Source organism: Pseudomonas sp. AN-B15, assembly GCF_019056475.1.
In the GTDB taxonomy this organism is placed as follows: Bacteria; Pseudomonadota; Gammaproteobacteria; order Pseudomonadales; family Pseudomonadaceae; genus Aquipseudomonas; species Aquipseudomonas parakoreensis.
The window spans coordinates 75,790-100,950 of sequence record NZ_CP049737.1 but is presented as its reverse complement, the minus strand read 5'-3'; the positions used below and the strand labels follow the sequence as shown (position 1 = coordinate 100,950).

Here is a 25,161-nt window from a genome sequence, read left to right as displayed (position 1 = left end):
ATCGCAGCCTCGTTCCACTCGACAGCTCCTACAGGGGAATTTGCCCCATAAAAAAGGCGATCCCGAGGGATCGCCTTTTTATTGCGCCTGTCCCGTCCTGTATCAGAACGCCGGCAATACCGCGCCTTTGTACTTCTCGGTGATGAATTTCTTCACTTCCGGGCTGTGCAGCGCAGCGGCCAGTTTCTGCATCGCGTCGCTGTCCTTGTTGTCCGCACGGGACACCAGGATGTTCACGTACGGCGAGTCGTTGCCTTCGATCACCAGCGCATCCTTGGACGGATCGAGCTTGGCTTCCAGCGCGTAGTTGGTGTTGATCAGCGCCAGATCGACCTGGGTCAGCACGCGCGGGATGGTCGCGGCTTCCAGTTCACGGATTTTCAGGTCTTTCGGGTTCTGCGCGATGTCTTTCGAGTTCGACAGGATGTTGGTCGGATCCTTCAGGGTGATCAGGCCGGCCTTGGCCAGCAGCAACAGCGCGCGGCCGCCGTTGGTGGCGTCGTTCGGAATCACCACGTTGGCGCCGCTTGGCAGATCCTTCAGATCCTTGATCTTGTTCGAGTACGCGCCCAGCGGCTCCAGATGCACACCGGTCACCGCCACCAGGCTGGTGCCCTTGGCCTTGTTGAACTCATCGAGGTACGGCTGGTGCTGGAAGAAGTTGGCGTCCAGGCGCTTTTCGGCCACCTGTACGTTCGGCTGAATGTAGTCGGTGAAGACCTTGACCTTCAGATCCACGCCTTCCTTGGCCAGGGCCGGCTTCACGAACTCGAGGATTTCCGCGTGCGGCACCGGGGTGGCGGCAACGGTCAGGGTTTCAGCGTGGGCCGAAAAAGCGGCTACGGCAGCGAAAGCAGCGATCAGTTTTTTCATTCAGCTAACTCCTTTTCAAAGCGCCCGTGTGGCGCCTGCCAGCGAATGGCCGGCTCATCTCTTGATTACAAAAACCGGTTATTTGCGCGAGAAATGCACGACCAGACGGTCGCCCACCATTTGCAGCACTTGTACCAGAATCAGCAGCAACACCACGGTGACGATCATCACGTCAGTCTGGAAACGCTGGTAGCCGAAACGGATCGCCAGGTCACCCAGACCACCGGCGCCGACCACACCGGCCATCGCCGTGTAGGACACCAGAGTAATCGCAGTCACCGTAATCGCGGCGAAGATGCCTGGACGGGCCTCAGGCAGCAAGGCGTTCATGATGATCTGCCGGGTGGTCGCACCCATCGATTGAGTGGCTTCGATGATGCCGCGATCGACTTCACGCAGCGCGGTTTCCACCAGACGCGCGAAGAACGGGGTCGCACCCACCACCAGCGGCGGAATCGCACCGGCCACGCCCAGCGAAGTGCCGGTGATCAGCACGGTGAACGGAATCATCACGATCAGCAGAATGATGAACGGCAGCGAACGCAGGATGTTCACCGCCAACGACATGAAGGCGTAGAAGCCACGGTTTTCCAGCAACTGCCGCGGGCTGCAGAGGAACAGCAGCACGCCCAGCGGCAGGCCGAGCAATACGGTGAACAGCAGCGAGCCACCGAGCATCAGCAGGGTGTCGCCAGTGGCCAGCCAGATTTCCAGCCAATCGATGTTTTCGAAAAAAGCCTTGAGCATTTCCATTAACGCAGCACCTCCATATGAACGTCAGCGGCGGTGAAGCGGGCAAAGGCCGCTTCCATGTCGCCACCGGTGACGGCGAGGGTCAATTGCCCGTAAGGAATGTCTTTGATGCGGTCGATGCGTCCGGCAAGGATGCTGTAGTCGACCCCGGTTTCCCGGGCAACGGTACCGAGCAACGGCGCGTAGGTCGCTTCGCCCTGGAAGGTCAGACGCACGATGCGGCCCGGCACGTGAGCGAAGTCATCGCGCTGTTCGCTTTCGTCGATCTGCTCGCTTTCCTGGACGAAACGCTTGGTGGTCGGGTGCTGTGGATGCAGGAACACATCGGCTACCGAACCCTGCTCGACGATCACCCCGGCGTCCATCACTGCCACCTGATCGCAGACGCGACGGATCACGTCCATCTCGTGGGTGATCAGGACGATGGTCAGTTTCAGCTCACGGTTGATCTCGGCCAGCAGTTGCAGGACCGAGGCGGTGGTCTGCGGGTCGAGGGCGCTGGTGGCCTCGTCGCACAGCAGAATTTTCGGCTTGGTCGCCAGGGCGCGGGCGATGCCGACGCGCTGCTTCTGGCCGCCGGACAGCTGCGCCGGATACTTCTTGGCGTGATCGGACAGACCGACCCGCGCCAGCAATTCGGCGACGCGCTGATTGATTTCGCTGCTCGACAGTTCGCCGGCCAGGGTCAGCGGCAGCGCGACGTTGTCGGCCACGGTCTTGGAGGCAAGCAGGTTGAAGTGCTGGAAGATCATCCCGACTTGCTGGCGAAAACGGCGCAGGCCGTTGGCGTCCAGCGCGGTGACTTCTTCGCCGTCGACGATGATCTTGCCGCCGCTGGAGTCTTCCAGGCGATTGATCAGACGCAGCAGGGTACTTTTTCCCGCACCGGAATGGCCGATCAGGCCGAAGACCTGACCGTTTTCAATCGAAAGACTGGTCGGGTGCAGGGCGGGGATGTCCTTACCGGCGACGCGGTAAGTTTTGTGGACGTTTTGAAACTCGATCACGTAGCGAACCTTGTGGGGCGCGTTAGAAAAGGATCAGCGGTTAGCCGGGCGCGCATTTTAGCCTGTCCGTATAGAGGTTCTTAGCATTTATTTCGCAATTAACCTTCGATTTGGCAATAACAAGATCAAAGGTCATAAAAAAGGAACGCCCGTTCCTGCTCATTGGTCACTAGTTAAGCGACTTGAAACCCTGGGTAACCGTGCCCGGAAACGCTCAAGAGTCCCCGTTGAAACGGGGTCAACCGAGGAGTTTACGTCTGATGAGCAGCAAGAAACCTACCACCGACAAAAGCCAGCTGGCCGGAACCGATACCAAGGATCGCGCCAACACCAACGCCAAACTCGACAGCCTGGAGAAGTTTCGCTCCGACGCTACCGGCCAGGCCCTGCGCACCAATCAGGGGGTGAAGGTCGCCGATAACCAGAACACCCTCAAGGCCGGCCCGCGGGGACCGTCGTTGCTGGAAGACTTCATCATGCGTGAGAAAATCACGCACTTTGACCATGAACGCATTCCGGAGCGCATCGTCCATGCCCGCGGCACCGGCGCGCATGGTTTCTTTCAGGCCTACGAGAACCATTCGACGCTGACCAAGGCCGGTTTCCTGCAGGACCCAGGGAAAAAGACGCCGGTGTTCGTGCGCTTTTCCACGGTGCAGGGACCACGCGGCTCCGGCGATACCGTGCGTGACGTGCGCGGTTTCGCGGTGAAGTTCTTCACCGACGAGGGCAACTTCGACCTGGTCGGCAACAACATGCCGGTGTTCTTCATTCAGGACGCGATCAAGTTTCCCGACTTCGTCCACGCGGTGAAGCCCGAGCCGCACAATGAGATCCCCACCGGCGGTTCGGCCCACGACACCTTCTGGGACTTCGTTTCGCTGGTGCCGGAATCGGCGCACATGGTGATCTGGGCGATGTCCGACCGGGCAATCCCGAAAAGCCTGCGCAGCATGCAGGGCTTTGGCGTGCACACCTTCCGCCTGGTCAACGCCGAGGGCAAATCACGCTTCGTCAAATTCCACTGGCGCCCGACCGCCGGCACCTGTTCGCTGGTATGGGACGAAGCGCAGAAGCTCGCCGGTAAAGACACCGACTACCACCGTCGCGACCTCTGGGAAGCCATCGAGATGGGCGACTACCCTGAATGGGAGCTGGGCGTACAGATCATCGAGGAAGAAAACGAACACGACTTCGATTTCGACATCCTCGACCCGACCAAGCTGATCCCCGAAGAAATCGTGCCGATCACCCCGCTGGGCAAAATGACCCTGAACCGCAACCCGGACAACTTCTTCGCCGAGACCGAGCAGGTCGCGTTTTGCCCGGGCCACATCGTGCCGGGAATCGACTTCTCCAACGATCCATTGCTGCAAGGTCGGCTGTTTTCCTACACCGATACGCAAATCAGCCGACTGGGTGGGCCGAACTTTCATGAGCTGCCGATCAACCGCCCGGTGGCACCGTTCCACAACGGCCAGCGCGACGCGCAGCACCGCACAGTGATCGACAAGGGTCGCGCCTCCTACGAGCCGAACTCGATCGATGGCGGCTGGCCGAAAGAAACCCCGCCAGCCGCGCAGGACGGTGGCTTCGAGAGCTACCCGGAACGCATCGACGCGAACAAGATCCGTCAGCGCAGCGAGTCGTTCAGCGATCACTTTTCCCAGGCACGGCTGTTCTTCAACAGCATGAGTGAGCACGAGAAGGAACACATCATCGCCGCTTACAGCTTCGAGCTGGGCAAGGTCGAACGTGAGTTCATCCGTGCACGGCAGGTGAACGAGATTCTCGCCAACATTGACCTGGAATTGGCCAAGCGCGTGGCGGCCAACCTCGGATTGCCGGCGCCGAGCAAAGGCACGGTCGAGGTGCGCAAGACTTCGTTCGATCATTCCCCGGCGCTGAGCCAGGCCAACTTGCTGCCAGAGGACATCAAAACCCGCAAAGTGGCGATTCTTGCCGCTAACGGCGTCGATGGTGCGGCGATTGATGCGATGAAAAAGGCTTTGGCGGCTGAAGGCGCACACGCCAAGCTGCTCGGCCCGACTTCGGCACCGGTGAAGACTGCCGACGGCAAAGCCCTGGCGGTGGACGCATCGATGGAAGGCATGCCTTCAGTGATCTTCGATGCGGTGTTCGTGCCCGGTGGCGCGGCGTCGATCAAGGCGTTGAGTGGCGACGGCGTGGCGCTGCATTACCTGCTGGAAGCCTACAAGCACCTCAAGGCGATTGCGCTGCACGGCGATGCCAAACAGTTGCAGGATCTGCTGAAGCTGGAGGCGGATGCAGGGTTGCTGCAGGGCAAGGATGTGCCGGGATTGACCAAGCCGTTCTTTGCGGCGATCGGGCAGCATCGGGTTTGGGCGCGGGAGTCTAAGGCCAAGGCCATTCCAGCCTAAAGCAAAAGATCGCAGCCTTCGGTAGCTCCTACAGGGTTTACTTGCACCTGTAGGAGCTGCCGGAGGCTGCGATCTTTTAGGTTTTGGCTGGAATCAAGACCATCTGCGCCGGCACTGTACGCAGGATCTGCTTTTCAATCTTCAGCTCGAAATCCGGATTCAATTTCTTCACACGTTTTTTCAGCAACGTCGCCAGCCAAGGGTAATCCTGGGTCCGCGGCGCCTGAATGCTGACAGCGCACTCATAATTCACCACGTCGGCGGCGATCGCATCCAGTTGCCGGCGAAGTTTGCGGCTATCGTTGATGTTCAACGCCACCGTGGTGCTTTCGGCAGTCGGATCAATGACCTTGGCTTTCGGTTTGGCTTCGGCCGCCAGCAGCGCCGCTTCGGCTTTTTCCAGCTCGGCTTTGCGGGCTTCGGTGATGGCGCCATTGACGCCACCGGTCAGTGCCGGGGCTTTGGGCATCAGGGCACGGGCGCGGCTCAGCGCGGTGGCTGCCGCATTCACATCACCTTTCTGCAATACGATCTGGCTGCGGCGCAAGTAGGCTTCGGCCAGCTGGCGCTGGTATTGCTCAAGGGACTGATCGTTGGGGTTCTGTGCCTGCAAGGCGGCCAATTGGTCTTCGGCGGTGGCCAGTTCGCTGCTGGCCAGGCTTTGCTCCAGCTGTGCGATGGCCGTGGCCCGCGCGTCGGGGGCTTCGGCCACCGGCGGCGTGCTTTGGCAGGCGCCCAGCAGCACGGAAAATGCGACAAGGAGCAGATAACGGGAGGCGAACGGCTTCATTCCTGCGACTCTCTAATTGCGCAAAAAGCGAGCAAGTCTACACCCCTCGACGGGGCAGAACAAAACTCAGCAGAAACAGTGCGGCCGCTGTCACAACGATCGACGGTCCCGCCGGGGTGTCCTTGAACCATGACAGCGCCAGCCCGCCACACACCGCGAGCATGCCCAGCAGGCTCGCGCCCAGCGCCATCTGCTCCGGCGAGCGGGCGTGACGTTGTGCCGCAGCCGCCGGGATGATCAGCAGCGAAGTGATCAGCAACACACCGACGATTTTCATCGCCACCGCGATCACCACCGCAATCAACAGCATCAGCGCCATGCGCAGGCCCGCCACCGGCAGACCTTCGACCTTGGCCAACTCCTCATGCACGGTAATCGCCAGCAGCGGCCGCCACAGTGTCACCAGCAACACCAGCACTGCCGCGCTGCCGCCGAGGATCCACGCCAGGTCGGTCGGACTGATCGCCAGCAGGTCGCCGAACAGATAGGCCATCAGGTCGATCCGCACTTCATGCATGAAGCTTAGTACCACCAGGCCAAGAGAGAGCGTGCTCGGTGCAAGAATCCCCAACAGCGTGTCGGAGGCCAGCGGTTGACGCTGCTGCAAGGTCACCAGCAACACTGCCAGCAGCAGGCAGCCGACGGTCACCGCGACCGTCGGGCTGACATCCAGCAGAAAGCCCAGCGCCACGCCGAGCAACGCGGCGTGGGACAGGGTGTCGCCGAAGTAGGCCATGCGCCGCCAGACCACAAACGAACCAAGTGGCCCGGCGACCACCGCCAGTGCCAGACCTGCAAGCAGGGCATACAACAGAAAATCAGCCATGCTTGCAGTGGTCTCCGTGAACGTGGGTGTGGCCCGCACCGGGCGCCTTGACCACAGAACCGTGCAGGTCATGGGCGTGGTCGTGATGGTGGTGATAGATCGCCAGACTCGGCGCATTCTTGCCGAACAGCTCGACGAACGCCGGATCGCCGCTGACTTGCTCGGGATGCCCCGAGCAGCAGACGTGGCGATTCAGGCACACCACCTGATCGGTGGTGCTCATGACAAGGTGCAAATCGTGGGACACCATCAGCACGCCGCAGCCGTGACGGTCACGCAGGCGGGTGATCAGGCTGTAGAGCTCGGCTTGCCCGGCGACATCGACGCCTTGCACCGGCTCGTCCAGCACCAGCAACTCTGGTTCACGCAGCAGCGCCCGGGCCAGCAACACACGTTGCATCTCACCGCCGGAAACGCTTTGCACCGGGCTGTCGATGACGTGTTCGGCGCCGACTTCTTTCAGCGCCGCCAACGCGCGCGGGCGGTCTACACCGGGCACCAGGCGCAGGAAGCGCAGCACCGACAGCGGCAAGGTCGGGTCGACGTGCAGCTTTTGCGGCATGTAGCCAACGCGCAGTTTCGGCTTGCGCCAGACGCTGCCGCTGTCCGGCTTCAGCAGCCCGAGTACGGCGCGCACGAGGGTGGTCTTGCCGGCGCCGTTGGGGCCGATCAGGGTGACGATCTGCCCCGGCTCGACGCTCAGCTCAATGTTGTCGAGCACGGTCTGCCCGGCAAACGTGACAGCAACGTGCTGAAGACGGATCAACGGGTTGCTCATCAAGCCCCCTGGCAACCGGCGCACAGGCCGACCACTTCGACGGTCTGCGCTTCGACAATGAACCCGACGTCTTTGGCGCTGTGGATAATCGCGTCGCTGATGGCTTTCTGTTCCAGCTCGATCGCGGCGTGGCACTCGCGGCAGATCAGGAACTGGCCCTGATGCGCATGCTCCGGATGCACACAACCAACGAAGGCGTTGAGTGAAGAGATGCGGTGCACCAGGCCGTTTTCCAGCAGGAAATCCAGCGCGCGGTAAACGGTTGGCGGCGCGGCGCGACGGCCGTCCTGTTCGCTCAGTACCGCGAGAATGTCGTAGGCGCCCAGCGGCTTGTGGCTCTGCCATACCAGTTCCAGCACCCGCCGGCGCAGCGCAGTCAGGCGCAGGCCTTTCTGGGCGCACAAGGTATCGGCCTCGGTCAGTGCGCTGTGGACGCAATGAGAGTGGTCGTGGGGACGGCTGGCAATCGGTGTAATAGGCATGGGCGGCGACGAGTTTTGATAGAGACGTTATTATGTTACCCGTTCTCGCCTCCTTGAGTGGTCATCGTGTCCCGACTTTTTTCTGTTTTTGTGGCTTTTGTCGCCAGTTTTCTGCTGATCGGTTCGGCTCAGGCCGAGGTCAAGGTTCTCACCAGCATCAAACCGTTGCAGTTGATCGCTGCAGCGGTCCAGGACGGTGTGGCCATCCCGGAAGTGTTGCTGCCGCCGGGTGCTTCGCCGCATAACTACGCACTACGCCCGTCCGACGTGCGCAAGGTGCAATCGGTGGACCTGCTGTACTGGATCGGCCCGGACATGGAAGGTTTCCTGCCGCGTGTGCTGAACGGTCGAACGCTGCCGAGCGTCGCCGTGCAGGATCTGCCGGGCATGAAACTGCGCCGCTTCGCCGAAGACAGCCACTCCCACGCCGAAGACGCCGACGAGCATGATCACGATCATCGCCCGGGTACGCTGGACGCGCATTTGTGGCTATCGCCGGTCAACGCCCGAGTCATTGCCGGGAAAATGGCTGCCGACCTCAGCGCTGCCGATCCGGCCAACGCCGAACGCTATCAGCGCAACGCCAAGGCCTTCGATGAGCGTCTCGATGCGTTGGACGCGCGGCTGAAGCAGCGTCTGGCCAGCGTTGAAGGCAAGCCGTATTTCGTGTTCCACGAAGCCTTCGACTATTTCGAAGATGCTTACGGCCTGAAACACACTGGCGTGTTCAGCGTGGCCGCCGAAGTGCAACCGGGCGCGCAACATGTCGCCGCGATGCGCAAGCGTCTGCAGGAAGTGGGCAAGACCTGTGTGTTCAGCGAACCGCCACTGCGTCCGCGCCTGGCAGAAACCCTGGTGGCGGGCCTGCCGGTGAAGCTGGCGGAACTGGATGCGCTGGGCGGTTATACGCCGGCGACGGCTCAGGGGTATGAGCAGGTGCTGGAGAAGCTGGGCAACGATTTGGCCGGCTGCCTGGAATCGTTGTAACCCCAAAGAAAAAGATCGCAGCCTTCGGCAGCTCCTACATGGTGATCCCCTGTAGGAGCTGCCGAAGGCTGCGATCTTTTGATCTTAAAGAGCGAAGGGTAGCGGCGTATGCACCTGCTGCCGCTGCGCCAACCGCAACTCAAATTCCCGCGGATCATGAATCAGCACGTCCTGCCCGGCAAACTGCTCGGCGGCGATCAACCGCGACAGCCAGAACCGCACGCACGCCACGCGCAGCATGGTCGGCCAGAGTTCAGCTTCAGCGGCAGTGAACGGACGCAGTGCCGCATAGGCGCCGAGGAATGCGCGGGCGCGCGGCCCGTCAATCAAGCCTTCCTCGTCCGAACACCAGTCATTCAAGGCGATCGCCACGTCGTAGAGCATCGGCCCCGAGCAGGCGTTGTAAAAATCGATCAACCCGGTCAGGTGCGTGCCTTCGAACATCGCGTTATCGCGGAACAGGTCGGCGTGAATGTTGGCCCGTGGCAGCGCGAGAATTTTGTCTTTCTGCACGGTGATTTCATCCAGCGCCTTGTGCAGCAGCGCACGCGGCTCGTCGCTCAAGTGCGAGAGAAACTCGTTGCCCTCCTCCAGCATCCAGTCCAGGCCACGATCGGTCTTGCGCTTGATCATGCGCTCGCCCTGGGTCGCCAGGTGCAGATGCGCCTGCAACTCGCCGACCTGCGCGCAATGCTGGGCGTTGGCGACCTTGATGTGTTTGCCGGACAGCCGTGGTTGCAGCAGCGCCGGCTTGCCCTTGAGCTCACGCAACGCCACGCCGTCAGTGGTGCGCAGCGCGTAAGGCACCGGCAGATCAGCCTCGTGCAACACGTCGAGCAGGTCGATGAAGAACGGCATTTCCTGCACCGGGCCACGTTCGACCAGGGTCAGGACGAATTCGCCCTGCTCCAGACTGATAAAGAAGTTGGTGTTTTCGCTGCCGGCGGCGATCCCCTGGAAATCAAGCAGACGGCCAAGCCCGTAAGGGGCAAGAAAGGTTTCCAGCTCTGGCCGAGCCAGGGGGGTGAACACAGACATGGTTAAAAACTGCTCAGTTCGGGCGCCGCGATCAAGCGGCGCCGATTAAAAAGTCAGGAATCTTACTTCCAGGTAAAGATTTCCCACGACGGAATCAGCATATCCGGCTGGTCGGAACGGATGTAGTTCACGTCCGAACCATCGGCGCGCACCAGGAAATACGGTTTGCCGCCCTTCGGCGTGACCTTGATCGCATAAACGAAGCCACTGCGGCTGTATTCCTGAATGACCTTGTCGCCCTCGGTGTGCGTGTTAATGGTAACTTCCGGCTCCTTCGACGGCGCATCATCCGCCGCCATCGCGGCCAATGGTGAGACAGCAATCAAACCGACCAGCAGCAAGCGATTTAACGTACGCATGATAACCTTGTCCCTTTGTCGTCAACGGTCCCGCTATTCTAGCGCCGGGCCCGCCGAAAAGGTTGATTCTGCTCATGAGCCAAGCCCCCCTCGTCCTGGTGGACGGTTCGTCTTACCTGTACCGCGCTTTCCACGCACTGCCACCGCTGACCACCTCCAAAGGCCTGCCGACCGGTGCGGTCAAAGGTGTGCTGAACATGCTCAAGAGTCTGCGCAAGCAGTATCCGGACAGCCCGTTCGCCGTGGTTTTCGATGCCAAGGGCGGGACGTTTCGCGATGAGATGTACGCCGAATACAAGGCCAACCGCCCCAGCATGCCCGACGATATGCGCGTGCAGATCGAGCCGCTGCACCAGAGCGTGATTGCTCTCGGCTTCCCGCTGTTGTGCGTGGAGGGCGTCGAGGCAGACGACGTGATCGGCACCCTGGCCCGCAGCAGCGCGGCAGCCGCTCGCCCGGTGATCATTTCCACCGGCGACAAGGACATGGCGCAATTGGTCGACGGCCACATTACCTTGGTCAACACCATGTCCGGTAGCTCGATGGATGTGGAGGGCGTAAAGGAGAAATTCGGCGTCGCTCCGGAGCAGATCATCGATTATCTGGCGCTGATGGGCGATTCTTCCGACAACATCCCGGGCGTTCCCGGCATCGGCCCGAAGACCGCGTCCGGCCTGCTGGTCGGCGTTAACGGCGGCCTCACCGAGCTTTATGCAAACCTCGACATCGTGCCGACCTTGCCGATTCGCGGGGCCAAGACCCTGCCGGCCAAGCTTGAAGAGCACAAGGAGATGGCCTTCCTCTCCTATCAGCTGGCAACGATCAAGGTCGACGTGCCGCTGGACATTGGCCTCGATGACCTGCAAATGGGCCCGGAAGACCCGGCCAAGCTCTACGAGCTGTACACCCTGCTGGAATTCAAGAGCTGGCTGAATGACCTCGATCGCGACGCCAAGCGCCAGGAGCTGAGCGCGACCGCCGAGCCTGCGCCGGCGGGCGATCTGTTCAGCGCGACGACAGTCGAAGCGCCCGTCGCCCCCGCTGAAGCCGCGTATGAAACCATCCTCGATCAGGCGCGATTCGACGCCTGGCTGGAAAAACTGAACAACGCCAAGCTGTTCGCCTTCGACACCGAAACCACCGGTATCGACGCGCAACAGGCGCAATTGGTCGGTCTGTCGTTCGCGGTGCAGGCCAACGAAGCGGCGTACATCCCGCTGACCCATTCCTACATCGGCGTGCCCGAGCAACTGGATCGCGACACTGTGCTGCGCGCGCTGAAGCCGATCCTGGAAGACCCGAACAAACTCAAGGTCGGCCAGCACGCCAAGTTCGACATGAACATTCTGGCCAACTGCGCCATCGGCGGCGATCAGAACGAAGGCATCACCGTGCGCGGCATCGCTTTCGACACCATGCTTGAGTCCTACGTGCTCAATTCCACCGCCACCCGCCACGACATGGACAGCCTTGCGCAGAAGTACCTGGATCACACCACCGTGAGTTTCCAGGACATCGCCGGCAAAGGCGCCAAGCAGTTGACCTTCGACCAGATCGCTCTGGAGCAGGCCGGCCCGTATGCCGCCGAAGACGCCGACATTACGCTGCGCCTGCACCAGACCCTGTTTGAAAAGCTCAGCGCGATCCCGAGCCTGGCCAGCGTGCTGACCGACATCGAAATCCCGCTGGTACCGGTGCTGGCGCGCATCGAGCGTCAGGGTGCGTTCGTCGACGCCGAACTGCTGGGCATCCAGAGCATCGAGCTGGGCAACAAGATGGTCGCACTGGAGCGCGAAGCGTTCGAGATCGCTGGCGAAGAGTTCAACCTCGGCTCGCCGAAGCAGTTGGGCGTGATCCTCTACGAAAAACTCGGCCTGCCGGTTTTGAAGAAAACCGCCAAGGGCCAACCATCGACCGCCGAGGAAGTGCTGGCGAAACTGGCCGAGGATGATCACCGCTTGCCGAAGGTGCTGATGGAACACCGCTCCATGAGCAAGCTGAAAAGCACTTACACCGATCGCCTGCCGGAGCAGATCAACCCGCGCACCGGACGTATCCACACGTCGTACCATCAGGCTGTGGCGTCCACCGGGCGTTTGTCTTCCAGCGATCCGAACCTGCAGAACATTCCGGTGCGCACCGCTGAAGGCCGCCGCATTCGTCAGGCGTTCGTCGCGCCGAAAGGCTACAAACTGCTGGCAGCGGACTATTCGCAGATCGAACTGCGGATCATGGCCCACCTGTCCAAGGACGAGGGCCTGATGAACGCCTTCCGCAACAATCTGGACGTGCACACCGCCACCGCTGCCGAAGTGTTCAAGGTCGAGCTCAACGAAGTGACCTCCGACCAGCGCCGAGGTGCCAAGGCGATCAACTTCGGCCTGATCTATGGCATGGGCGCGCAGAAGCTCGGCAAGGACATCGGCGTCGACACCAAGACCGCCAAGGCCTACATCGACACCTACTTTGCCCGCTACCCCGGTGTGCGCGAATACATGGAGCGCACCCGTAAGCAGGCGGCGGATCAGGGTTACGTCGAGACCTTCTTCGGTCGACGCCTGTACCTGCCGGAAATCAACTCGAACAAGCCGCAGGAACGCGCCGCCGCCGAACGCACGGCGATCAATGCGCCGATGCAAGGCACCGCCGCCGACATCATCAAGAAAGCCATGGTGGCGGTGGATAACTGGCTGACAGCGTCCGGGCTGGACGCCAAGGTCATCCTGCAGGTACACGACGAACTGGTGCTGGAGGTTCGCGAGGATCTGGTTGAGCAGGTGAGTCAGGAAATTCGCCTGCATATGAGCGAAGCGGCGAAACTGGACGTACCGTTGCTGGTGGAAGTCGGCGTCGGCAACAACTGGGATGAGGCGCACTAAGGCGTCTGGACCGGGCGTTTGCCGCGACACACTGTCGCGGCAAACGCCCGAAATGGCCTTATTTCGAATCGCGCTTGGGGTTATTCCAAAGCTTTTTGAAAAAAATCTGAACTAATCTGACAACTCACTACTCAGAGATACTGAATGGCTGGTGAAGCCCTTCGATGCTCCTATGTTGTGTTAAGTGTTGGCAGATATCTGAACCCCGCCCTAGCGGTTCGGAACTTAAACCCCGGAACTTCTCCCTCCCCATATGAAGTCCGGGGCTTTTTTTGCCCCAAAATCGGCTGTAGCGCGGTCATGCTGCGTTAAAAGCGTTACTAAAAAATGCTCATTTAGGTCCCCTAAACTCCGCTTTTTAGTAACGCTTTTGCCTTACCTGACCGCACTACAACCAATTTTCCACAATCCGATTATTCAGCTGGTACTTCAGCGCCCTTGTCTGCCAGTTCCATCCAGCCTGCCAACACAGTGTAGGCCTCTTCCAGGCCCATGCGTTTGGGCGCGGAGAACAGCTGGATCGTCACCAGATCCCCCCAGCCCTTGCGGATTTCCGACTGCACCTTGAGCAGCGTGTTCTTGGCGGCGCCGTAGGTCAGCTTGTCGGCCTTGGTCAGCAGAATGTGCATCGGCATGCCGGCGGCGACGGCCCAGTCGAGCATCAACAGGTCGAAGTCGGTCATTGGATGACGGATGTCCATCATCAGAATCAATCCCTTCAAACTCTCCCGGCCACCGAGGTACGCCTCGAGGTGACGCTGCCAGTGTTGCTTGAGCGGGATCGGTACTTTTGCATAACCGTAGCCCGGCAGGTCGACCAGACGCCGTTCATCGTCTAGCTTGAAGAAGTTCAACAGCTGTGTGCGACCTGGGGTTTTCGAGGTGCGCGCCAGGCTGGCGTGAGTCAGGGTGTTCAGCGCGCTGGATTTACCGGCGTTGGAACGACCGGCGAACGCCACTTCGAAGCCTTCGTCGTCAGGGCATTGATCGACTTTGGCGGCACTGAGCATGAACGTGGACTGTTGGCACAGGCCGAGGATGGGATTCTTGAGTTGCATGGGATTTCCGATGTGGGCGGCGCCGGGATTGGGCGCGGAACGCGGTGTCGCTTCCGTTTCAGTGACGCCAGTATATAATGCCGCAGATTTTGTGTGTGCTTTGTCCCAGCGAAGGATGAAGTTCACGAGAGCCAAAGACCTTGATTGCGCATCAGAACGCAGAACGCTCTCAACCCTGAAAAGGTCGTTTTATGACGAAATGGCTGCTGGCTGCCGGAGTCCTGATACCGCTTTACGGCGCACAGGCTACACAGGAACCGGAAGCCGTGTACAACCGTGTTTGTGGTGCCTGTCATTCCGGCCAACTACCCATGGCGCCCGAAAGAGGCGATCAGGCAGCTTGGACGCCGAGGTTGGCGAAAGGTATGGAGACGCTGGTGCAACACGTGACCCAGGGTTTCAAGGCGATGCCGCCGCGTGGTTTGTGCATGGACTGCAGTGCCGAGGATTACCAGGCCATCATCCTTTGGATGAGCGAGAGTAAACCCGGTCCATAACTCTTAACCCTTAGCCGTAGTTGGATTAGCTGATGAACAAATTGATCGTGAGTCTGCTGTTGACCGTGGGAATATCCGGCATCGCCCATGCTGCAGGTGATGCAGCAGCCGGCCAGGCAAAAGCTGCCGTGTGCGGAGCCTGCCATGGCCCGGACGGGAACAGCATGGCACCCAACTTCCCGAAACTGGCCGGTCAAGGTGAACGCTACCTCGACAAGCAGTTGCACGACATCAAGTCGGGCAAACGCCAGGTTCTGGAAATGACCGGTCTGCTGACCAACCTGAGCGATCAGGACCTGGCCGATATCGCCGCTTACTTTGCCAGTCAGAAGGGCAGCGTCGGCGCCGCCGATCCAAAAATCGTCGCCCGTGGTGAAGCCCTGTTCCGTGGCGGCAACCTGGACAAAGGCCTGCCAGCCTGCACCGGCTGCCACTCGCCGAAGGGTGCCGGCAATGCCGCCGCCGGCTTCCCGCACCTGGGAGGCCAACACGCTCAATACGTCGCCAAACAGCTGACCGACTTCCGCAAGGAAGAAGGCGGTCGCGCCAACGACGGCGATTCCATGCCGATGCGCACCATCGCACGCAAACTCAGCGACGAAGACATTGCTGCGGTCGCCAGCTACATTCAGGGCCTGCACTAACCGCCCTGCATCGAGCGTTACCGGTGATGGACATCTCCTGCAACGTTAACGCTCGATTAATCCGTCGCAGCAAGTATAAAAAGGGTGGCTTTGGCCGCCCTTTTTTGTGGCCGCTACCGTTACACTACAGAACTCATGCCCGCCAGGATCTGTCTGAAAACAGGTCGCGCGAGGCGACCAAAATTGTCCAGGAGTAAAGCATGCGTAATCTGATCATCAGCGCCGCTCTCGTCGCTGCCAGCCTGTTCGGCGTGACCGCCCAGGCCGCCGAAGCACCCGCTGCCCCTTATGTCGAACTGGCCAACCCGGTGCCGGTGGCAGAGCCTGGCAAGATCGAAGTCGTGGAGCTGTTCTGGTACGGCTGCCCGCATTGCTACGCGTTCGAGCCGGTGATCAATCCCTGGGTTGAAAAACTGCCGTCCGATGTCAACTTCGTACGCATTCCTGCCATGTTCGGTGGCCCGTGGGATGCTCACGGTCAAATGTTCCTGACCCTGGAAGCAATGGGCGTCGAGCACAAGGTTCACGCTGCGGTATTCAATGCGATCCAGAAAGAACACAAGAAGCTGACCGACAAGAACGACATGGCTGACTTCCTCGCCACACAAGGCGTGGACAAGGACAAGTTCCTCGCCACCTTTGACTCGTTCGCGATCAAAGGGCAGATCGTCAAGGCGCGTGAGCTGGCCAAGAAATATGAAATCACTGGCGTGCCAACCATGATCGTCAACGGCAAATACCGCTTCGACATCGGCTCTGCCGGTGGTGCGGAAGAAGCCTTGAAGCTGGCTGATCAACTGGTCGCCAAAGAGCGAGCGGCCAACAAGGCAGCTGCCAACTAAGCGCGGTCATTGCCATGCGCCGCTGGGGCACCGAACGCATCGTTGGCCTGCATGATCCGCAGGTCAACGAGCATCACCTGGAGTCCACGGGCTTGCCCGCAGACCATCGTCTGCGCTTGCTCAGCTTCAACATCCAGGTCGGCATCAGCACCGAACGCTATCGGCATTACCTGACCCGCAGCTGGCAGCACCTGCTGCCGCACACGGGGCGCTCAGGCAATCTGCAGAAGATCGGCGACCTGCTTGGCGACTTCGACCTGGTCGCCCTGCAGGAAGCCGATGGCGGCAGCCTGCGCTCAGGCTACGTCAATCAGGTCGAACACCTGGCCCACCTCGGCGCCTTCCCTTACTGGTATCAACAACTCAATCGCAACCTCGGCCGGCTGGCCCAGCACAGCAATGGCGTGCTCAGTCGACTGAAACCGTGGGCGATCGAAGACCATCCGCTGCCGGGCCCGAAAGGTCGTGGCGCAATCCTGCTGCGCTTTGGCGAAGGCCCGGAAGCGCTGGTGGTGGTGATGATGCACCTGGCCCTCGGCGCCCGGGTGCGCAGCCTGCAACTGGCCTACATTCGGGACCTGATCGGTGGCTACAAGCACCAGGTATTGATGGGCGACATGAACACCCATGCCAGCGATCTGCTACAACAGTCACCGTTACGCGATCTCGGCCTGCTGGCCCCGCAGATGCAAGCCACGTTTCCCAGCTGGCGGCCGCAACGTTGCCTGGATCATATTTTGCTCAGCCCGACCCTGACTCTGGAAAAGGTCGAAGTGCTGGCCCAACCCATTTCCGATCACCTGCCGGTCGCGGTAGAGATTCGTCTGCCGGGTTCGCTCACGGCCGATGCATTGCCCGCGTTGAGTCCTGCCCCTCGCGGAACCCCTGAATGAGCGACGACGCCCAGCGCTGGAAAGAGAAGTACCTCAAAAGTATCGAACAGCAGGACAAGCTCGAACGGCGCTGGGCCGCCCGTCTCGACTTGCTGCGCCGCGGTCTGGTACGCAGTACGCTGGCCGCTGAAGGCACCGACAAGGTCGTTGATCAGTGCATGAAAGAGATGCGCGACGTGGTGCGCACCGACGACATGGATGCTGGTCTCGCCGCCCTGCTGCCGCGCCTGGAGAAAGCCGTACTCGACTCCGAGCAGCGCCGCGAAACCCGCATTGATCAGGTCAGCACCGCGTTGACCGCACTGGTTACCCAACTGCAAGCGTTGCCACTGCCGCGGGAAGTCGCCCAGCCGCTGAAGAAATTCGCCAAGCAACTGGACAGTCGGGTCGGCCAGGCGCGGGAAATGCCGCTGCTGCTGAGCGAACTCAGCGGTTTGCAGGGCAAAGCGTTGAGCCAGCTGGAAACCCCACCCGCGCCAGAACGCCCGGGCCTTCTGCAACGCCTGTTTGGCAATCGCGAAGCCGAAGAAACGCCAGGGACGCAGGGCCCGGAGCAACCTCAAGCGCCTGCGCCAATACCAGCGCCGCCATCAGCCAACACTGAACCTGATGTCGAGCCCGCACAGGTGCCAACAGGCGAACCGACTCCGGCACCGGTCAGCGCCGCGCCTCTATTGCAACCGGCAGAGGCAAGCCCTCACCAGGCACCTGCAGCGCAACCGCAGGCCGAATCGTCCGTGGTGTCATTTGTGCCGCCGGTCATTGCCATCGAGACGGCGCCCGAACCACTGCCTGAACTCAAACCGCCCCTCGAACCTCTGGCCCCGCCGCTTGCGCCACCAGCCTTCATAGCGGCGATCAACCCTGACGAGTTGATCCACCCGGGCGACGCCCCGGCCCCCTTGCTCCTCGACAGCCTGCCCCTGCCCGCCCCGATTGCCCAAGCCTTGGCTGCCATCGATCCGGAGCAGCCCGAGCAAGACATTCTTTACGCCCTGCCCGATTCGCCGGAGCCTTCCTACAGCTCGGTGGCCAAACACATCGAAGACACGCTGATCGGGCTGCTCGACGATCTGACCTTGCCAGAGCGCCATCGCCCGCAAGCCGAGGCCATGCGTGATCGCTTGAAAAATGGCCTGAACTGGTACGAACTCCTGCCCATTCTCGACGACCTTGCCACCTTGATGCTGGCAATCACCGACAGCGGCCAACACGAATTCGAAGCCTATCTGCAGCGGCTCAACGAACGCCTCGAAGCATTCCAGAGCAATTTGCAGGCCGCCAGCGAGGGCCATGCCGACAACAGCTCGGCAGCCCGGGCGATGGACACGCAGATTCGCGAGCAAGTCGACGGCTTGCAGACCAGCGTGCAGGAAGCGGCCGATCTGGATGATCTCAAGCGAGTGCTGGAGAACCATCTCGAAGGCCTGCTCGGTACCATGGACCAGCATCAGCAACAACGCGATGCCCGCGAGCAGGAAGTGGCAGCACGTCTCAAAGGCCTGGCCGAACGTGTGGCGCACATGGAGCAGGAAGCCCTGGGCTTTCGCGAACATCTGGAAGAACAGCGACAGAAAGCCCTGATCGACCCGTTGACCGGCCTGCCCAACCGCGCTGCCTGGAGCGAACGGCTGGAACACGAGATCAGGCAATGGCAACAACACGGCAACACCTTGAGCCTGGCGATGCTCGACCTCGATCATTTCAAGCGCATCAACGACAACTACGGCCATCTGGCGGGCGACAAGGTATTGAAAATCATCGCCACGGTGCTGCGCAAACGTCTGCGTGGGGCGGATTTCATTGCTCGTTTCGGCGGAGAGGAGTTCGTTCTGCTGTTGCCAGCCACCACGCCGGCCGTCGGCGCCAAATTGCTGGAAACCCTGCGAGCGGCCATCGAAGCGTGCCCGTTTCACTTCAAAGGTGAACGGGTGACGATCACCATTTCCATGGGACTGGCGTCGTTCAAGCCGGGAGAACACAGCGATCTGGTGCTTAAAAGAGCCGATCAGGCGCTGTACCGGGCGAAAAACGGCGGACGGAACCGAGTCGAACTGGGCTGAGCAAGTTGTTCCATTTTGTTTAAATCGGCCCGTCAGGCGTCGATAGGCAAGGCAGTACGTTACACTGTTGCATTATTGTCTTGCGTGTACTGCCTTCTGCCATGAAATTTTTCGCCCTCCTCGCGTCGCTGCTCGTTCTGGCCGGTTGCGCCAGCGGCCCGCGTTATGACACCAGCCACCCTTCGGCCAATCACGACAGCCGCGTGCAGTTCGTGATCGTGCACTACACTTCCGCTTCCCTCGCCCATTCGCTGCAACTGCTGACCCACGGCGAAGTCAGCAGCCACTATCTGATCGGCGACGACAAGGGCGGCACCATCTACAAACTGATGGATGAAAACCAGCGCGCCTGGCACGCCGGCGAGAGCCAGTGGCAGGGCCGTACCTGGCTAAACTCCAGCTCGATCGGCATCGAAATCGTCAATCCGGGCTTCAAGGACACGCCGACCGGGCGCCTCTTGTACCCGTACAGCGAAGCGCAGATTCAATCGCTTATCGTCCTGCTCAAGGACATCAGCCAGCGCCAGGGCATCAGCCCGCGCCATATCATTGGCCACAGCGACATCGCACCCCTGCGCAAACTCGACCCGGGTCCCTTGTTCCCATGGAAACGTCTGGCCGCCGAAGGCCTGGGCGTATGGCCCAACGAACAAGCGGTGGCCCGGCAACAGCTGCAGTTCAACGCCGAACTGCCGAGCATCAGCTGGTTCCAGGCGCAACTGGCGCGCTTCGGTTATGACACTCCGCAGACCGGCGAGCTGGACGTAGCGACCCGCCATGTCCTGGCAGCGTTCCAGATGCACTTTCGCCCTTCACGCTTCGACGGCACACCGGACGCACAAACGGCAGCGTTGTTGCAGGTCCTCAATCAGACAAAATAATGACGCCCGCCCGACGGTCAGGGCGAAAACGAAATCAGCAGCTATAACTCATTGGTAATTCTTCGGATATTCCATGATGGTTGCTACCCGAGCGACGCTGCGTAGCTGGTTTTATCGCCCGTGGTTTTTGGCGATGATCGCGGCTGTCTTCAGTGTTGCATTGCTGATAGCCGGCGGAATGTTCGTCGCCATGCGCCAGATTGAACAGAACGAAAGCCAGGAAATGAACACCCAGGGCGAGCGTTTTCTGGCACGCCTTGAGCAGCTGTTCGGGCAATTGCGCGAAAGTCTCGATGACCTCGAAGCACAGCCGCTGCGCAGTTGCGATGAGGAAATGATCGCCACCCTGCAACAGGTCACCTTCAACTATCGCTTCGTCTATGAAGCGGCCTACATGGATGGTGCGCGGATATGCTCCAACCGGCCACGTCAGGAAGGACTGTCGGTGGTTCGCGCACCGGATATCAAAGGACCGACCTACAGTTACTGGCTCAACACCACCACCGAACCGGATGAAAACCGCGCGGCACTGATGCTCGGGCGCGGCAATTTTCGTGTGGCGACATCACGCGGGCATTTGACCGACATGGTCGATCTGCCGCCGGACAGCAGCCTGCTGGTGGTGCTGGACCACGGCAAACGGGCGATTCCGGTGCTGGGCACCGCGCAGACGTGGCCACCAACCGAAGCGTGGCCACCCAAAAGCCGCGCGCCCCTGCAAGTCACCCAGTCACGGCTGATCTACCGCATGCCAACCAACAATCCGGAATACCAGTTGGTGCTGATCACCCCGCGCAGCGGCATGCATATTCCCAGCGTCTGGTGGTGGATGGTGCCGATCTGCCTGCTGCTGGGAGCGTTTGTCGGATTCTTTGTGTTTTTGCTGGTGCGCCAGCGCCAGTCACTGGACGCCGAACTCCAGGGCGCCATTCGACGTGGCGAGCTGCAAGTGTTGTATCAGCCGATCTTCGATCTCGATAGCCGCAATTGCGTAGGCGCCGAAGCCCTGCTGCGCTGGCGTCGCCCGGACGGCACGCTGACCAGTCCTGACCTGTTCATTCCATTGGCGGAAAACACCGGGCAGATCCGGCAGATGACAGACTTTGTCCTGCAACGGCTGCTGGAACAACTGGGACCGGTGCTGCGCGCCAATCCGCAGCTGTACATTTCGGTCAACCTCGCCGCCTGCGACGTGATGGTGCCGCGCATCGGCCAGGTCATGGCCAGGCTGCTGACGCTGCACCGGGTCGCCGCGCGACAGATAGCCTTTGAAGTCACCGAGCGCGGACTGATCGACGTGGTGGTGGCGCGGGAGAACCTGCAAGCCTTGCGCGATGTAGGCCATCAAGTGCTGATCGATGACTTCGGTACCGGTTATTGCAGCCTCGCCTACCTGCAGACGCTGCCAGTGGATTGCCTGAAGATCGACAAGGCCTTCATCGACGCGCTCGGCCATGATGCGGCCAGCAGCGGCGTTGCGCCGCACATCATTCACATGGCGCAGGCTCTGGAGTTGAAAGTGATTGCCGAAGGCATCGAGCACGAAGCGCAAGCCGTGTTTCTCAGCAGTGAGGGGGTCAAGTTCGGTCAGGGCTGGCTGTTTGCCCAGGCCCTGAGTGCGGTGCAGTTCATCGAACTGATCACCCGTGGACGGCGCCTCACCGGGCGCCGGCTGGACGACGAAGCCTAGACCGCCAGCGCCATGTAGAACTGCGTGCCCTGCCCCGGCCGCGAATAGACGCCCATCCGCCCGCCATGCAGCTGGACGATTTCCTTGCACAGCGCCAGACCCAGCCCGGCGCCACCCTTCTTGCGCCCGACCTGCACAAACGGCTCGAAAATCCGCCCCTGCTGACCGTAGGCAATGCCTTCGCCGTTGTCTTCGACGCTGATGATCACCCGTTCGCCATGCCGCCGCGCCTGCAGGCGAATCTGGCCGTCGCGGGCGGTATGGCGCAGAGCGTTGTCGATCAGGTTGTCGAGTACCCGCTCAAGCTGTGCCTGATCGGCCTGCAGACGCGGCAACGGCCCTTGCACTTCGACGCTCAGGGCAATGCCTTTGCCCGCAGCGCAATCGGCGAAGCGCGACTGCGCCTGCTCCAGCAAATCTTCGATGGAGCACGGCGCCAGAGTGAGTTTCTGCAAGCCGTTCTGATAGCGCGAGAAGTTGAGCAAGTCGTTGATCAACTGCATCAAGCGCTGCATCTCTTCGTTGACCGTGTCGAGCAGGTCCGCCTCGCGTGACTCCGGGGGGAACTTCGCACGTTCGCGAAACAGGCCGAACGCCATGTGCATGCCGGTGACCGGTGTACGCAGCTCGTGGGAGGCGCGCAGCACGAACTCGCTGCGCACGCGCTCAAAGGCGCGTTGCTCGGTGACATCGTGCAGCACCATCACCGCACCCAGAATATGCCCCTGGATGTGACTGACCGGGGTCAAACTGTAGGTCAGCAAGCGCGATTCGCCATCGACCTCGATGCTCAAATCTTCCGGGGCGCGCTCAAGGGTACCGCCGCGCAGCACCAGTTGCAGTTGCGCGTCGAGCTCCGGGCGCTCGAGCGCAGTGCCCAGGCCTTGGCCGAGACGGTCACTGTCCCAACCCAACTGACGCTGAGCCACTGGATTGAGGTGTTCCAGATGCCCTTCACGGTCGATCATCAACAAGCCGTCGTCGATGCTGTCGAGCACCGCCTGCAGGCGTTGCTGACCGGCCAGCAATTCGTCGACGTTGGTCGCCTGATGCTCGCGCAGCGCCTCGGCCATCAGCCCGAAGCGCTTGGTCAGCTGGTTCATTTCCATCGCCGAGGAAATCGGCAGCGTCACTTCGAAATTGCCTTGGCCGATGTTGTCCGCCGCTTTGGCCAGCGCCTCGATGGGCGCGCCAAAACGCCGGGCAATGGCGTGCGCGGTGACGAAGCCGATAATCAGCACCGCCAATCCCACCAGCCCGAGCAGACCGGAGACCAGCAGTGCCCTTTCCCGGGCGTCATGCTGCACTGCGTTGATGTTGTCCAGCGCGTGCTTGTGCTCGGTAATCAAACCGTTGCGCAAGGTGTTGAAGCGCTCCCTGAGGTCGCTGTTGCCACTGAGCACATTGCCCGGATCACGCGACATCTCGAACGCCTGGAGAAAACTCAGGTAGTCAGCCTTGGCCTGGGTAAACCCGTACTGTCGGCCATCGCCCTCTGCCTCCTGCGAAATGCCTTCATCCAGCAATTGCAGGTAATGCTGCTTTGACGCTTCGAACGCGGCCGGGTCGGGCTTTTCGGCCAGCATCAGCACCAGTTGATCGCCGAGGGTCTGGCGCAGTTTGAGCCCCAGGTCGAGGGTCACGAAGTTGCTGCGGATCGTTGCTTCCTGAGTACCAGCCATCTGCATCACGCTGACCAGGCCGAGCAACAGCCCGAGCAAGGCGACCGTGATCAGCGCAGAGATGCTCAGAAACAAGCGAGTGCGCAACTTCATCGCCAGTTTCATCGTCGGGTGCTCACAGGTTGTACTGCTTGCGCTTGCGATACAGGGTCGACGCGTCGATGCCCAAGGTTTTCGCTGCCTGATCAAGGGTGCCTGCCGTTGCCAGCACCGCGCCAATGTGGGCTTTTTCCAGTTCATCGAGGCTCAGCGCGGCACCGACCCGCGGTGCGTTGTTCGCCGGTTGCTCGGCCATGCCGAGGTGGCTGATTTCCACGCGCTCCTGCGGGCAGATAATGCTTGCCCGTTCCACCACGTTACGCAGCTCTCGGATGTTGCCCGGCCAGCGATAACCCAGCAACGCCTCGCGCGCCTCGTCACTGAAGCCCCGTGCCGGCCGCGCGTACTCTTTGACGAAACGCGCGAGGAAGCGGTCGGCCAGGGTCAGGATGTCCTCGGCACGTTCGCGCAATGGCGGCAGATGCAGGGTGATCACATTGAGGCGATACAACAGGTCTTCACGGAAGCGCCCGTCGCGCACCATGTCTTCAAGATTGAGGTTGGTCGCGGCGAGAATCCGCACATCGGCGCGGCGGGTCACTGGATCCCCTACCCGCTCGTATTCCTTGTCCTGAATAAAACGCAGCAACTTTGGTTGCAAAGTCAGCGGAAAATCGCCGATCTCATCGAGAAACAGCGTGCCGCCGTCTGCTTGATTGACCCGACCCAAGGTGCTTTCACTGGCCCCGGTGAACGCACCGCGACTGTGGCCGAACAGCTCGCTCTCCATCAGTTCCGCAGTCAACGACGGGCAGTTGATGGTCACGCAGGATTTCTTCTCGCGCTTGCTCCAGCCGTGAATGGCCCGGGCCAGTTCGCCCTTACCTGTGCCGGATTCGCCGAGAATAAGGATGTTGGCGTCGGTACCGGCGACCTGCCGCGCAGTTTCCAGCACGACTTTCATCGCCGGGCTGTGGGAGTCGAGGCCGTCCTTGGGTTTGCGGATCTCGCCTTCGAGGGCTTCCAGACGCGCCGAGAGCTGACGCACTTCCAGTTGTTTGGCGGTGGCCAGGCGCAACTGGTCGGGGCTGCAGGGTTTGACCAGATAATCGGCGGCGCCCGCCTGGATCGCATCCACCGCGGTATCAACCGCCGAGTGGGCGGTGACAATGACCACGCGCATCCATGGCGCCTGAATGCGCATCTGCGCCAGTACGTCGAGACCGTTGTCTTCACCCAGACGCAAATCAAGGAAGCACAGGTCAAACACCTGACGTTGCAACAATGCCTCGGCCTGAGCCGCGCTGTTGGCGGTGGCCACTGTATAACCTTCGTCCTCGAGGCAGTAACGAAAGGTTCGCAGGATGGCGGACTCATCGTCCACCAGCAGAATGCGGCCTTGATGCTCAGTGGCAGATTCCATTTTTCCTACGCTCCATAGTGATTGATCTTGGGTTAGTCCCGGAAAAATCGGGCAAGTTGCATGGTTGATTCTGAACGATGCGAGCCATAGGAGGGTAGCTCTCTCCTGCCTTAACGGCCAATCCATTGATTTTGTTGAGTTTTTAAACAATCACCGATTCGCAGGGGTAACCCCGCGTACATTTCTGACATCCAGGACGTGCTCTCAATTCCATAAGAATGAAATCTCCTACGAAATAATCGTGCATTCCGCACGACCGTAGATGACCCATCGTG

22 protein-coding genes are annotated in these 25,161 nt (G+C 60.8%); 10 read left to right on the top strand and 12 right to left on the bottom strand.

Annotated elements, in window-relative coordinates; translation table 11 throughout:
• Window positions 1-102 precede the first annotated feature (102 nt).
• From GTQ41_RS00475 to GTQ41_RS00465, 3 genes are all read right to left on the bottom strand, one after another.
• Window positions 103-873, bottom strand: coding sequence for a MetQ/NlpA family ABC transporter substrate-binding protein (locus tag GTQ41_RS00475; RefSeq protein ID WP_047297464.1), 771 nt, complete (start codon window positions 871-873; stop codon window positions 103-105).
• A gap of 78 nt (window positions 874-951) precedes the next feature.
• The gene (locus GTQ41_RS00470) at window positions 952-1,626 is read right to left on the bottom strand and encodes a methionine ABC transporter permease (RefSeq protein WP_041073706.1); all 675 of its coding nucleotides are present in this window, start codon (window positions 1,624-1,626) and stop codon (window positions 952-954) included.
• On the bottom strand, window positions 1,626-2,633 hold the full coding sequence (locus GTQ41_RS00465) for a methionine ABC transporter ATP-binding protein (RefSeq protein ID WP_027610230.1): 1,008 nt from the start codon (window positions 2,631-2,633) through the stop codon (window positions 1,626-1,628). The genes GTQ41_RS00470 and GTQ41_RS00465 overlap by 1 nt, the downstream gene beginning before the upstream one ends.
• A 260-nt stretch (window positions 2,634-2,893) precedes the next feature.
• Between GTQ41_RS00465 and katE the strand changes: the two genes are divergently transcribed.
• A complete protein-coding gene (gene katE, locus GTQ41_RS00460; protein ID WP_047297463.1) occupies window positions 2,894-5,035 on the top strand; it encodes a catalase HPII in 2,142 nt (713 codons plus the stop codon).
• Between the two features lie 76 nt (window positions 5,036-5,111).
• Here katE and GTQ41_RS00455 read toward each other — a convergent pair whose 3' ends face one another.
• Genes GTQ41_RS00455 through GTQ41_RS00440 form a run of 4 tightly spaced genes read right to left on the bottom strand, consistent with a single transcriptional unit; the run spans window position 5,112 to window position 7,911 of the window.
• Window positions 5,112-5,825: a PA5502 family lipoprotein gene (locus tag GTQ41_RS00455; protein WP_047297462.1), complete on the bottom strand. Its 714-nt coding sequence runs from the start codon at window positions 5,823-5,825 to the stop codon at window positions 5,112-5,114.
• 37 nt (window positions 5,826-5,862) lie between these two features.
• On the bottom strand, window positions 5,863-6,651 hold the full coding sequence (gene znuB, locus GTQ41_RS00450; RefSeq protein ID WP_041073699.1) for a zinc ABC transporter permease subunit ZnuB: 789 nt from the start codon (window positions 6,649-6,651) through the stop codon (window positions 5,863-5,865).
• Window positions 6,644-7,429, bottom strand: coding sequence for a zinc ABC transporter ATP-binding protein ZnuC (znuC, locus tag GTQ41_RS00445; protein ID WP_041073697.1), 786 nt, complete (start codon window positions 7,427-7,429; stop codon window positions 6,644-6,646). Before znuC ends, znuB begins: the two co-directional genes overlap by 8 nt.
• Entirely contained in the window at window positions 7,429-7,911 is a 483-nt protein-coding gene (locus tag GTQ41_RS00440; protein WP_041073695.1) for a Fur family transcriptional regulator, read from the bottom strand. Before GTQ41_RS00440 ends, znuC begins: the two co-directional genes overlap by 1 nt.
• A gap of 66 nt (window positions 7,912-7,977) precedes the next feature.
• Between GTQ41_RS00440 and GTQ41_RS00435 the strand changes: the two genes are divergently transcribed.
• The gene (locus GTQ41_RS00435) at window positions 7,978-8,898 is read left to right on the top strand and encodes a zinc ABC transporter substrate-binding protein ZnuA (RefSeq protein WP_080963336.1); all 921 of its coding nucleotides are present in this window, start codon (window positions 7,978-7,980) and stop codon (window positions 8,896-8,898) included.
• Window positions 8,899-8,982: 84 nt separating this feature from the next.
• On the opposite strand, the gene GTQ41_RS00430 is transcribed toward GTQ41_RS00435, so the two are convergent.
• Both GTQ41_RS00430 and GTQ41_RS00425 read right to left on the bottom strand, forming a co-directional pair.
• Window positions 8,983-9,936: a homoserine kinase gene (locus GTQ41_RS00430; protein WP_047297460.1), complete on the bottom strand. Its 954-nt coding sequence runs from the start codon at window positions 9,934-9,936 to the stop codon at window positions 8,983-8,985.
• Window positions 9,937-9,998: 62 nt separating this feature from the next.
• Window positions 9,999-10,295 (bottom strand): DUF2782 domain-containing protein, encoded by a 297-nt coding sequence (locus tag GTQ41_RS00425; RefSeq protein ID WP_041073689.1) that lies wholly within the window; start codon window positions 10,293-10,295, stop codon window positions 9,999-10,001.
• 74 nt (window positions 10,296-10,369) lie between these two features.
• Between GTQ41_RS00425 and polA the strand changes: the two genes are divergently transcribed.
• Window positions 10,370-13,174, top strand: coding sequence for a DNA polymerase I (polA, locus tag GTQ41_RS00420; protein WP_217325403.1), 2,805 nt, complete (start codon window positions 10,370-10,372; stop codon window positions 13,172-13,174).
• A 413-nt stretch (window positions 13,175-13,587) separates the two neighbouring features.
• Here polA and yihA read toward each other — a convergent pair whose 3' ends face one another.
• Entirely contained in the window at window positions 13,588-14,232 is a 645-nt protein-coding gene (gene yihA, locus GTQ41_RS00415) for a ribosome biogenesis GTP-binding protein YihA/YsxC (protein WP_047297458.1), read from the bottom strand.
• Window positions 14,233-14,423: 191 nt separating this feature from the next.
• Here yihA and GTQ41_RS00410 point away from each other — a divergent pair, with 191 nt between their 5' ends.
• From GTQ41_RS00410 to GTQ41_RS00380, 7 genes are all read left to right on the top strand, one after another.
• On the top strand, window positions 14,424-14,729 hold the full coding sequence (locus GTQ41_RS00410; RefSeq protein ID WP_047297457.1) for a cytochrome c5 family protein: 306 nt from the start codon (window positions 14,424-14,426) through the stop codon (window positions 14,727-14,729).
• A 32-nt stretch (window positions 14,730-14,761) separates the two neighbouring features.
• Window positions 14,762-15,373 carry a cytochrome c gene (locus GTQ41_RS00405; RefSeq protein ID WP_047297456.1) on the top strand — a complete coding sequence of 204 codons (612 nt, stop codon included), beginning with the start codon at window positions 14,762-14,764 and terminating at the stop codon, window positions 15,371-15,373.
• 200 nt (window positions 15,374-15,573) lie between these two features.
• A complete protein-coding gene (locus GTQ41_RS00400; RefSeq protein WP_007962741.1) occupies window positions 15,574-16,215 on the top strand; it encodes a thiol:disulfide interchange protein DsbA/DsbL in 642 nt (213 codons plus the stop codon).
• A gap of 14 nt (window positions 16,216-16,229) precedes the next feature.
• Window positions 16,230-17,108 (top strand): endonuclease/exonuclease/phosphatase family protein, encoded by an 879-nt coding sequence (locus GTQ41_RS00395; RefSeq protein WP_047297455.1) that lies wholly within the window; start codon window positions 16,230-16,232, stop codon window positions 17,106-17,108.
• A complete protein-coding gene (locus tag GTQ41_RS00390; protein ID WP_047297454.1) occupies window positions 17,105-19,171 on the top strand; it encodes a GGDEF domain-containing protein in 2,067 nt (688 codons plus the stop codon). The genes GTQ41_RS00395 and GTQ41_RS00390 overlap by 4 nt, the downstream gene beginning before the upstream one ends.
• A gap of 101 nt (window positions 19,172-19,272) precedes the next feature.
• Window positions 19,273-20,052, top strand: a complete 780-nt coding sequence (locus tag GTQ41_RS00385) for an N-acetylmuramoyl-L-alanine amidase (protein ID WP_217325402.1) — start codon at window positions 19,273-19,275, stop codon at window positions 20,050-20,052.
• A 76-nt stretch (window positions 20,053-20,128) separates the two neighbouring features.
• Complete coding sequence (locus GTQ41_RS00380; RefSeq protein WP_179295003.1) at window positions 20,129-21,742, top strand: EAL domain-containing protein; 1,614 nt, start codon at window positions 20,129-20,131, stop codon at window positions 21,740-21,742.
• Here the strand turns inward: GTQ41_RS00380 and GTQ41_RS00375 are convergent.
• Both GTQ41_RS00375 and algB read right to left on the bottom strand, forming a co-directional pair.
• A complete protein-coding gene (locus GTQ41_RS00375) occupies window positions 21,739-23,529 on the bottom strand; it encodes a KinB sensor domain-containing domain (protein WP_047297451.1) in 1,791 nt (596 codons plus the stop codon). The two genes, GTQ41_RS00380 and GTQ41_RS00375, sit on opposite strands and share 4 nt — an antisense overlap.
• Window positions 23,530-23,539: 10 nt before the next feature.
• Window positions 23,540-24,886 (bottom strand): sigma-54-dependent response regulator transcription factor AlgB, encoded by a 1,347-nt coding sequence (algB, locus tag GTQ41_RS00370; RefSeq protein WP_047297450.1) that lies wholly within the window; start codon window positions 24,884-24,886, stop codon window positions 23,540-23,542.
• Window positions 24,887-25,161 lie beyond the last annotated feature (275 nt).